The 8,736-nt window shown below is 61.6% G+C and carries 7 protein-coding genes; 6 read left to right on the top strand and 1 reads right to left on the bottom strand.

Annotated features, from left to right (window positions below; translation table 11 throughout):
• Positions 1-1,075 precede the first annotated feature (1,075 nt).
• From AC04SI_RS32690 to AC04SI_RS32670, 5 genes are all read left to right on the top strand, one after another.
• Positions 1,076-1,798, top strand: coding sequence for a FadR/GntR family transcriptional regulator (locus AC04SI_RS32690; protein WP_404284612.1), 723 nt, complete (start codon positions 1,076-1,078; stop codon positions 1,796-1,798).
• A 55-nt stretch (positions 1,799-1,853) separates the two neighbouring features.
• Positions 1,854-2,828: a sialic acid TRAP transporter substrate-binding protein SiaP gene (locus AC04SI_RS32685; RefSeq protein WP_404284599.1), complete on the top strand. Its 975-nt coding sequence runs from the start codon at positions 1,854-1,856 to the stop codon at positions 2,826-2,828.
• Positions 2,829-2,912: 84 nt separating this feature from the next.
• Entirely contained in the window at positions 2,913-3,485 is a 573-nt protein-coding gene (locus AC04SI_RS32680) for a TRAP transporter small permease (protein ID WP_404284601.1), read from the top strand.
• Positions 3,486-3,489: 4 nt separating this feature from the next.
• Positions 3,490-4,896: a TRAP transporter large permease gene (locus AC04SI_RS32675; protein ID WP_404284603.1), complete on the top strand. Its 1,407-nt coding sequence runs from the start codon at positions 3,490-3,492 to the stop codon at positions 4,894-4,896.
• On the top strand, positions 4,893-5,942 hold the full coding sequence (locus AC04SI_RS32670; protein WP_404284605.1) for an L-idonate 5-dehydrogenase: 1,050 nt from the start codon (positions 4,893-4,895) through the stop codon (positions 5,940-5,942). The genes AC04SI_RS32675 and AC04SI_RS32670 overlap by 4 nt, the downstream gene beginning before the upstream one ends.
• A 194-nt stretch (positions 5,943-6,136) precedes the next feature.
• Here the strand turns inward: AC04SI_RS32670 and AC04SI_RS32665 are convergent, their stop codons facing one another.
• Positions 6,137-7,384, bottom strand: a complete 1,248-nt coding sequence (locus AC04SI_RS32665; RefSeq protein WP_404284607.1) for an enolase C-terminal domain-like protein — start codon at positions 7,382-7,384, stop codon at positions 6,137-6,139.
• Positions 7,385-7,530: 146 nt separating this feature from the next.
• Between AC04SI_RS32665 and AC04SI_RS32660 the strand changes: the two genes are divergently transcribed.
• Complete coding sequence (locus AC04SI_RS32660; RefSeq protein WP_404284609.1) at positions 7,531-8,286, top strand: GntR family transcriptional regulator; 756 nt, start codon at positions 7,531-7,533, stop codon at positions 8,284-8,286.
• Positions 8,287-8,736 lie beyond the last annotated feature (450 nt).

The raw sequence follows: 8,736 nt of genomic DNA, 5'->3' as shown, positions 1-8,736 counted from the left end.
AGCCTTGTCAGGCTACACTCCTGTGCGGCCGAAGTCACTGCGCATGACCACCCTCTAGGTGCCCGTTTGCGTCAGTTCGGACGTCCGCTCCGTGCCGGAGCGGCCTCCAAGGGCGGCAATGAACAATGACCGCTTACAGGATCTGGAGCGTCGTCAGCGCAATGGCCGCGTTGAGGCGCGAAGCAGACCCGCCTTTGTGCACGCCGTTTTACGCTGTAGCGCTCTCTCTTTTTGAAAGGTCTTTACTTCATAGGGGACATGGGCGCAGATCGGACTTGCCAGATCGGAGATGGAGAATGCCAGTTCAGCGGAAGTGAGATACGGACAAGAAAACAATTTTCGACAGCGAAAGTCGCCATCGAAGCTACGCTAACGCCGCCGTTTGTATCCCCCTACTCCCACTCGATTGTTTTTGACCCAGCTAGACCATTGATCTAGCTGGGTTTTTTCTTGCTTGCGGCGCCGAAAGCCGACGCATGGCCCGTCAAAACGTTATGCTTTTGATTTTAAAGGGAAAATCGCCGCAAAAAATATTTTGAGGTTTCACCAACTATCGGGACCAATCGGGCGATTGTTCGCACTTTGCGGCGTTCAACGACGTCCCCCACACCGCGTTGAAAAGTACCGTCACTTCCAAGTAGCGCATTTTTCTGTTGCAAAATCAATGTGTGCCCGGAACATTGATTTCATTGGATTTTTCGTGGACCAAAATCGGAAGTCATCCCGATCGTGCCGCGACAGTCGAACAGTCGAACCTAGCGACCCACTATGCCTCCATCACGCCAGTTCCGGACTTTCACTTTTGTCAACGGCGCTCAAGCTCGGCGACTATCTTCGCATCCAGTCGCCGCACGGGCAGCCTCTGTGTCCAGATACAGCGAAACGGCAATGAAGGCGCGCCCGGAGGATCAGGTGGGCGACCCATGACATCAAGCCGGGAGCGCTTCTGACACCGATCAGGGAAACCGATGAGACCCTTACATCGCACTTGACTCGTGCTGCCCACACGCTAAAGGTCAATTGGCCAGACCAATTTACCAAATTGGATCGAAGACGACTTCGGGAGCAGGGAGCGATGCCTATTCAGGCTGTTGAGCCGCGTCGGCTCTATCGACAGGTCGCCGATCAACTGAGGCAGCTGATCGGCTCTGGCGAGTTTGGCGTTGGCGATCGTCTGCCGACGGAGCGGGAATTGGCCGACCAGTTGGGGATCTCGCGTCCGACGGTCCGTGAAGCGCTGATTGCGCTCGAGGTTGAGGGCCGCATACGCATTCGCGTCGGCTCCGGCATCTACGTCACTGCCCCGCCGCGCGCCGAAATACTCGCCGCAGAAACGGATGAAGGCCCGTTCGAACTGCTGCGGGCGCGGGAGTTCATCGAAGGTGCGATCGCCGCGGAAGCCGCTCTCCAGGTTAGGCCGACCGATCTCGATCTGCTGGACGATGCGCTGCGCCGGATGGACGACATAAGCCTGCCCGCCACGACGACCATCATGCTTGACCGGGAATTCCATACGACGGTGGCGGGCATCCTCGGCAACGCGGTGCTAGTGCGTTTTATCGGTGAGATGTTCGACCAGCGCATGAACCCCTATTTCGAACGTCTCTCGAGCTATTTCGAGAACAAGGACTCATGGCGGGCCGCCGCAGCAGAGCATCGCGCGGTGCGCGACGCAATTGCGGCGCGCGATCCGGAAAGGGCAAAGGCGGCGATGCAGGAGCATCTGCGTCGGTCGCAACTTCGATTCTCACGCAATTTCGGTGAGAGCCCCGCAACCATGGAGGTTGCGGAGGAATAGAACCGGCCGGGAGGAGATCCGGCCGTCATCGGTCCAATCACAGGGAGGAATGAAGATGTTTTCAAGGTATACCGCACTGCTCTGCGCGATCGTCACGATCGCTCTGCCCATGGCTTCGGCCTCGGCACAAACAGCGTTGAAATGGGCGCATGTGTATGAAACGTCCGAGCCCTTCCACACGGAGGCCGTGTGGGCGGCAGAAGAAATCAAGAAGCGCACCGACGGCCGCTATACGATCGACGTGTTTCCGGCGTCCCAACTCGGCAAGGAAGCCGATATCAATCAGGGTCTGACCCTGGGCACGGTCGACATCATCATTTCCGGATCAAGCTTCGCGGCGCGCGAATTCCCGCCGATCGGGGTGACCTATTTTCCGTTCACCTTCCGCGACGCCGACCACCTGCTCGCTTACGCGAAAAGCGACAAATACAAGGAACTGACCGGCGGCTACGAGGAAGCATCCGGCCATCACATCACAGCAACGACGTACTACGGCACGCGCCATACCACCTCGAACCGGCCTATCGCGAAATGCGCGGACATGGCGGGCCTGAAGATTCGGGTGCCGGATGTGCCGGCCTACCTCGCAATGCCGCGCGCCTGCGGTGCCAACACTGCGCCGATCGCCTTCGCCGAGGTCTATCTGGCTCTGCAGCAGGGCACGGTCGAGGCACAGGAAAACCCGCTGACGACGATCGACGCGAAGAAATTCTACGAGGTGCAGAAGCACATCGTCCTGACCGGTCATATCGTCGACCATCTCAACACGATCGTGTCGAAATCGCGCTGGGCCGAGCTCTCTGACACGGACAAGGCGATCTTCACCGAAGTGATGCAGGAAGCCGCCGCGCGCGCCACCAAGATCATCGTGGATCGCGAGAAGGCCCTCGTTCAGACCTTCAAGGACCGCGGCCTGACCGTGACCGAAGTCGATCGGGCCGACTTCGAGAAGAACGTGATGGAAAAAGTGACGTTCGAGGAGTTCGGCTACCGCAAGGCAGATTGGGAGGCGATCCGCGCCATCAAGTAATCGCTTTCAAACCGGTCCGGCGTATATGCGTCCGGACCGGTTAGGACAATGACAGCGCAGGTCGTTCAACCCGGAGCCATGCCGATGACTGAAGAGATTCACAACCCGGTGACAGCCGAAGAACTGGCGCATGCCTTCGAGGAGGAGACCGCGCCCGTCGACCTCTCTCGCTACGCAGTCGAGGACTGGGCGACGCTCGCCGTGTTCTGGGGCATGTCGTTCTGCGTCTTCCTGCAGTTCTTCACCCGCTATGCCCTCAACAACAGCTATGCCTGGACCGAAGAGATCGCGATCAACTGCCTTGTCGTCGTCGTGTTTCTGGGTTCCGTGATGTGCACCCGCATGTCGCGCCACATCCAGGTCGATGTGCTCTACCACTATCTGCCGGCGCGGGTCGGGCGCTATCTGGCGCTTGCGGTGAACCTGATCACCATCGGCTTTTTCGCCTACATGTCCTGGCTTCTGTGGCGCTATGTCGGGATCGTCCACCGCGAGCGGATGGTCACGATCAACCTGCCGCGCAACATCGTCTTCTACTCCGTGTTCGCCGGCTTCGTGCTGATGATGCTTCGCGGGGTCCAGGTGTTCGTCGGCAATGTTCGCCGCGGCTACTCGGTGCTCGAGCGCCCCGCCGCATTCGACGGGTTGGGGGAGTAAGGCGATGCTGCTTTTGATCGGTGCCTTTCTCGTCCTGATGCTAATCGGTGTGCCCGTCGCCGTGTCGATGGCCGTCTCGTCGCTGCTTTACCTCGTCTTCTACGGCGTGGCGCCCGACATCATCGCCGCGCAGCGCATGATCGCCGGCGTCGAGAGTTTTCCGCTGCTCGCCGTGCCCTTCTTCATCTTTGCCGGCAATCTCATGAACATCGCCGGCGTCACCGGGCGCATCTATTCGTTCGCGCTGGCGCTTGTCGGCTGGATGAAGGGCGGCCTCGCTCAGGTAAACATTATCGGATCGGTGGTTTTCGCCGGCATGTCCGGCGCGGCCCTCGCAGATGCTGCCGGGATCGGCACGATCGAGATCAAGGCCATGCGCGACCACGGCTATCCGGTCGAGGCGGCGGTCGGCGTCACCGCGGCATCCTCGACGCTCGGCCCGATCTTTCCGCCGTCGCTGCCCTTCGTCATCTACGGTATGATGGCCAACGTCTCCATCGGTGCGCTGTTCATGGCAGGCATCCTGCCCGGCGTCGTCATGACGGTGCTGATGATGGTGACGGTCGCCATCTTCGCCTATCGCCGCGGCTGGGGCTCCGACACGCCGTTCGAACTGCGCAAACTCGGCGCCGCGTCTCTCGAGATCCTGGTCGTCGCCTGCTTTCCGGTCCTGGTCTACATATTGGTCAGCGCCGGGTTGTCGCTCAACATCTCCGTCGGCATCGCTCTCGCGGTTCTGATCGCCTGCGACTGGTATTTCGACTTCTCCGCCGTGATGGCTTTGATGACGCCCATCATCCTGATCGGCGGCATGACAATGGGTTGGTTCACGCCAACCGAGGCGGCCATGGCCGCGGTCATCTGGTCGCTGTTCCTGGGGCTCGTGCGCTATCGCACGATGACTTTCGCAACGCTGGCCAAGGCCAGCTTCGACACGATTGAGACGACGGCGTCGGTTCTGTTCATCGTCACCGCGGCGTCGATCTTCGCGTGGCTGCTAACCGTCAGCCAAGCGGCGCAGATGTTCTCGATATTCATCACCTCGCTGACAGAGAACAAATGGGTTTTCCTGATTCTGATCAACATCCTGATGCTGGTGGTGGGATGCTTTCTTGATACCATCGCCGCGATCACCATCCTCGTGCCGATCCTGTTGCCCATCGTCGTCCTGTACGGCATCGACCCCGTGCACTTCGGCCTGATCATGACGCTCAACCTGATGATCGGCCTGCTGCATCCGCCGCTCGGCATGGTGCTGTTCGTTCTCTCGCGGATCGCCAAGCTGTCGGTCGAGCGCACGACGATGGCGATCCTGCCCTGGCTCGTGCCGTTGCTGGTCGCGCTGATCCTGATCACCTTCATTCCGGCCATCACGCTGTGGCTGCCGACACAAATGGGACTGATCAAATGACCGGCAATGTGATCGCCGCGACGTTGTTCAGCCCCGAAGACCTGCGCATGGTGGAGCGTCCGCTCGAACCCCTTGCGTCGGGCATGGTGCGCGTGCGTTTCGGCGCTGGCGGCATATGCGGCTCCGACCTGCACTATTTTCGCCATGCGCGGACCGGCGATTTCGTCGTCACGTCTCCGCTCGTACTCGGTCACGAGGTTGCTGGAGAGATTGTCGAGATCAACGCAGCAGCGTCCGGACTTGCCATCGGTGACCGCGTTGCGGTCAACCCCTCGCGGTGGTGCGGGCACTGTGCGCGATGCGCCGAAGGCCGCGCCAATCTCTGCGAGAACATCTACTTCATGGGTTCGGCTTCCAGGACGCCGCATATGCAAGGGGGGTTCGCCAGCGTCTTCGACGCCACGCCGGCGCAATGCGTCAAGATCCCGCAGCATGTGGCATATCAAGCGGCGGCGCTCGCCGAGCCGCTCGCCGTCAGCCTGCACGCAGTGGCGCGAGCCGGCGCGATCGCTGACAGGAATGCCATCCTCTTCGGCGCCGGGCCGATCGGACTTCTCACCATGCTCGCGGCCAGGTTCAAAGGCTGCGGCGGGATAACTGTCGCCGACATAGCCGCGGCGCCGCTCGCCTTCGCCACCCGGCTGGGTGCAGATCAGACGATCGATCTTTCCGGCGGAGATGCCGAACTCAAGGCGCTTGCCGCCGACAGACCATTCGATATTGCTTTCGAAATTTCAGGCACCGCGACCGGCCTCACCGCGGCGATCGCCAGCGTCCGGCGCGGCGGCGTCGTCGTCCAGGTCGGCAATCTGCCGGGCGGCCAGATCCCGGTACCGGCCAACGCCGTCATGGCCAAAGAGATCGACCTGAAGGGGTCATTCCGTTTCGACGCCGAATTCAATCAGGCGGTCGCTCTCATCGTCGATGGAGAAGTCGACGTCTTGAAGCTGGTTACCGCCGAACGCGTCCTTTCGTCCGCGCCCGAGGCCTTCCGCCTCGCCGCCGACCGCTCCCAAAGCGTCAAGGTTGTTCTGACTGCAGAGTGACCGAGGCGCATACTGCGGCGCTGGGATCGCCTGGCGTCGCCATTGGTTTTCGGGCATTGAAAGCAAAAGCAGCCGCCGGTGCCGCGAGGCAGGGGGTCAAGGAGGACCTGAACCCCGGATCAAGGAAGAGAACTTTAGTAACGAAGACGGCGGCGGTCATAGCGTCCTCCCGCCGACCATTTCGAACGAAAAAATCACCCCAGCCCGAGATCGGGCACGGCGGCGTCTCGATGGTTGGCGAAATTGGTGTTGGGTAAGAGCGGATACCAGCCCGGACGGCCGGGATCGCGGTCATAGGCATAGCCGCCCAGCGAGCGGTAGAGCTCGGCATAGGTTGCGAGCTTGTCGCGATCGAGTTCGACGCCGAGGCCCGGCGCCTCCGGCACGGCGATGGCGCCGTTCTCGTAGCGCATCTTGCCGCCGACGATGATGTCGTCGGCGAGATGGTGGTAGTGCGCGTCGGCGGTGAAGACGAGGTTGGGCAGCACGGCACCAAGATGCAGCATGGTGGCGAGCTGGATGCCGAGCTCGCCCGAGGAATGCACCGCGATGCCGAGGCCGAACGTGTCGCAGATCTGGGCGGCGCGCACGCAGGCGCGGATGCCGCCCCAAAAAGTGGTGTCGAGCAGGATCACATCGACGGCCGGATCGCGCACATTGGTGGCGAGCTGTTCGAAATCGATGACGATGGTGTTGGTGGCGAGCGGAATGGAGAGCTTTTCGCGCAAGCGGCGCATGCCGGCCAGGCCCCAGGTCGGGTCCTCGAAATAGTCGTTCCTGAGGTCCGAGATGGCCTGGCCGAAACGCAGTGCCTCTTCGACCGAGAGGGCGGCGTTAGGATCGTAGCGTAGCGTGTCGCCAGGGAATTCCGCGGCGAGCGCCCTGAAGCACTCCAGCTCGTAGTCGGGATGAAACACACCGGCCTTGAGCTTGTGGGCGGAAAACCCGTGTTCGGCCTTCAGGGCACGGGCATGGTCGAGCAATTGCTCGATGGTACGCACCTCCCCCTTGCCGCTGCGGTGGTCGGCATAACGGAAGAACAGATAGGAGGCGAAGCCGACGCTGTCACGCACGCGCCCGCCAAGCAACTGGTAGACCGGCACGGCGAGCCTCTTGCCGATGATGTCGAGGCAAGCGAATTCGAGCGCTGCGTGGAGCTGCGTGCGGTTGTTGTAGAGCGACGCCGTCGGATTGCAGATGGCGTAGCGCATGCGGTTGAGATCGAAGGGGTCGTGACCGACGAGGTAGGGCTTCAAACCGGCGAAGGCCAGCTCGGCGCCAGCGCCGCCGCCGCCCATTTCGCCGAGGCCGACGATGCCTTCGTCGGTCTCGACCTCGACCACGGTGCGGACAAAGCGCCCCCAATGCGTGCCGTTGCTGTGCCGCAATGCTGCTTCCAGCGGAACGGTGACGGTGGTGGCTTTGATGTCCGTGATCTTCATGCCGGCTCCTCTCCCTAGCCGAATGGCGTCATACACACTACCATGGTAGTATGTCAATGACGCCGGAATTGTCCCTTGGCGCTTGAGTTGCGGTGTGCGCAGTGTCATCACCGGAGCCGCAGTGGCAGTCGCAGAACGGATTCGTCATGGGGAAGATTTCGGGGGAGACCAGGTTTTCAGGTAACGCTGCCAAGAGGAGCTCCGGCCAGCGTGAGCCGTCGCGGACGCTGGAGCCGGTCAACAACCGCATGCCGATCTCGCCGCAGATTTACCAGCGGCTGCGCCGTGCCATCACCACGCTGGTAATGCTGCCGTCCGAAGCCTTGAGCGAACAGGATCTGGCCCAGCAGCTCGGCGTCAGCCGCACGCCGGTGCGCGAAGCGCTGATCCGGCTTGCTGATGAGGGCTTGATCGACATCCTGCCGCAGCGCGGCAGCTTCGTCGCTCCGATCCGGCTAAGCGACGTCGAGGAAGCGCAGTTCATTCGCGAGGCGCTCGAAGTGTCGGTAGTGCAGAGGCTGGCCGGGCATGGCTCGGAGGGGTTCGTCGCTACAGTCAGAGCCAACCTCGCCATGCAGGCGAAAGCTGTGGCGGAAGGCGACCGCGAGCTGTTCCTCGAGCTCGACGAGGCGTTCCACCGCAGCCTGTGCGAGGAGGCCGGCCTGCAGAAGAGTTGGCGGGTCATCCAGGTGGTCAAGCTGCAGATGGACCGCGTGCGCTATCTCAGCCTGCCCGAGCCCGGCCATCTCGAGACGCTCCTGGCCCAGCATGTGGCGATCCTCGAGGCGGTAGAGACCGGCGAGGTCAAGCAGGCCGGCGCCCGCATGACGGCGCATCTGCGCGAAGTGTTGCGCACCGTGCACGGGCTCAGCCTGGCGCGGCCTGACCTTTTTGAGCGGTGATTTGGTGGAGATCGGTGACTTGAGTCCAAGCGCCTCCCATTGACTAATACATCTCGCGATCGATACGCGACATTGAAGAGGCAGATGCTCGACGGGCACGTCCACCTTCGCTGAATCGGACAGCCAAGCATCGCGTACTGAATTGGCAGGCCGCGTCGCTTCGATTTCGATGTATAGTCGGTCGGCGGATTGCGGATCTCGCTTGGCCTCGAAACGTGACACGGTATTGAGGTTCATCAGCGCGATGAGTGTCGACTACTGGCCGAGACGTCGGCGTCGTCTCGCCTCTTGCCTCGGCACGAGCGATGTCCTCTGTGGATGGCTCCCGTATTGCAAGAGGTAATTCGTTGTTCTGGCGCATTGGTCGGGTGCAGTCTTCTGTCCGGCCTGTTCATGCAGCCGTTCGAAGCTGCTGGCCCTGATGGGGTCGGCGAACAAGGTCCCAATCTG

It is taken from the genome of Mesorhizobium sp. CNPSo 4689, assembly GCF_057784325.1.
The sequence above is the reverse complement of the archived record's forward strand: the minus strand, read 5'-3'. Positions and strand labels throughout refer to the sequence as shown.

Coding starts and splice junctions, on each gene's coding strand:
- AC04SI_RS32690 (WP_404284612.1), top strand. CDS start 1,076: ATGCCTATTCAGGCTGTTGAGCCGCGTCGGCTCTATCGACAGGTCGCC.
- AC04SI_RS32685 (WP_404284599.1), top strand. CDS start 1,854: ATGTTTTCAAGGTATACCGCACTGCTCTGCGCGATCGTCACGATCGCT.
- AC04SI_RS32680 (WP_404284601.1), top strand. CDS start 2,913: ATGACTGAAGAGATTCACAACCCGGTGACAGCCGAAGAACTGGCGCAT.
- AC04SI_RS32675 (WP_404284603.1), top strand. CDS start 3,490: ATGCTGCTTTTGATCGGTGCCTTTCTCGTCCTGATGCTAATCGGTGTG.
- AC04SI_RS32670 (WP_404284605.1), top strand. CDS start 4,893: ATGACCGGCAATGTGATCGCCGCGACGTTGTTCAGCCCCGAAGACCTG.
- AC04SI_RS32665 (WP_404284607.1), bottom strand. CDS start 7,384: ATGAAGATCACGGACATCAAAGCCACCACCGTCACCGTTCCGCTGGAA.
- AC04SI_RS32660 (WP_404284609.1), top strand. CDS start 7,531: ATGGGGAAGATTTCGGGGGAGACCAGGTTTTCAGGTAACGCTGCCAAG.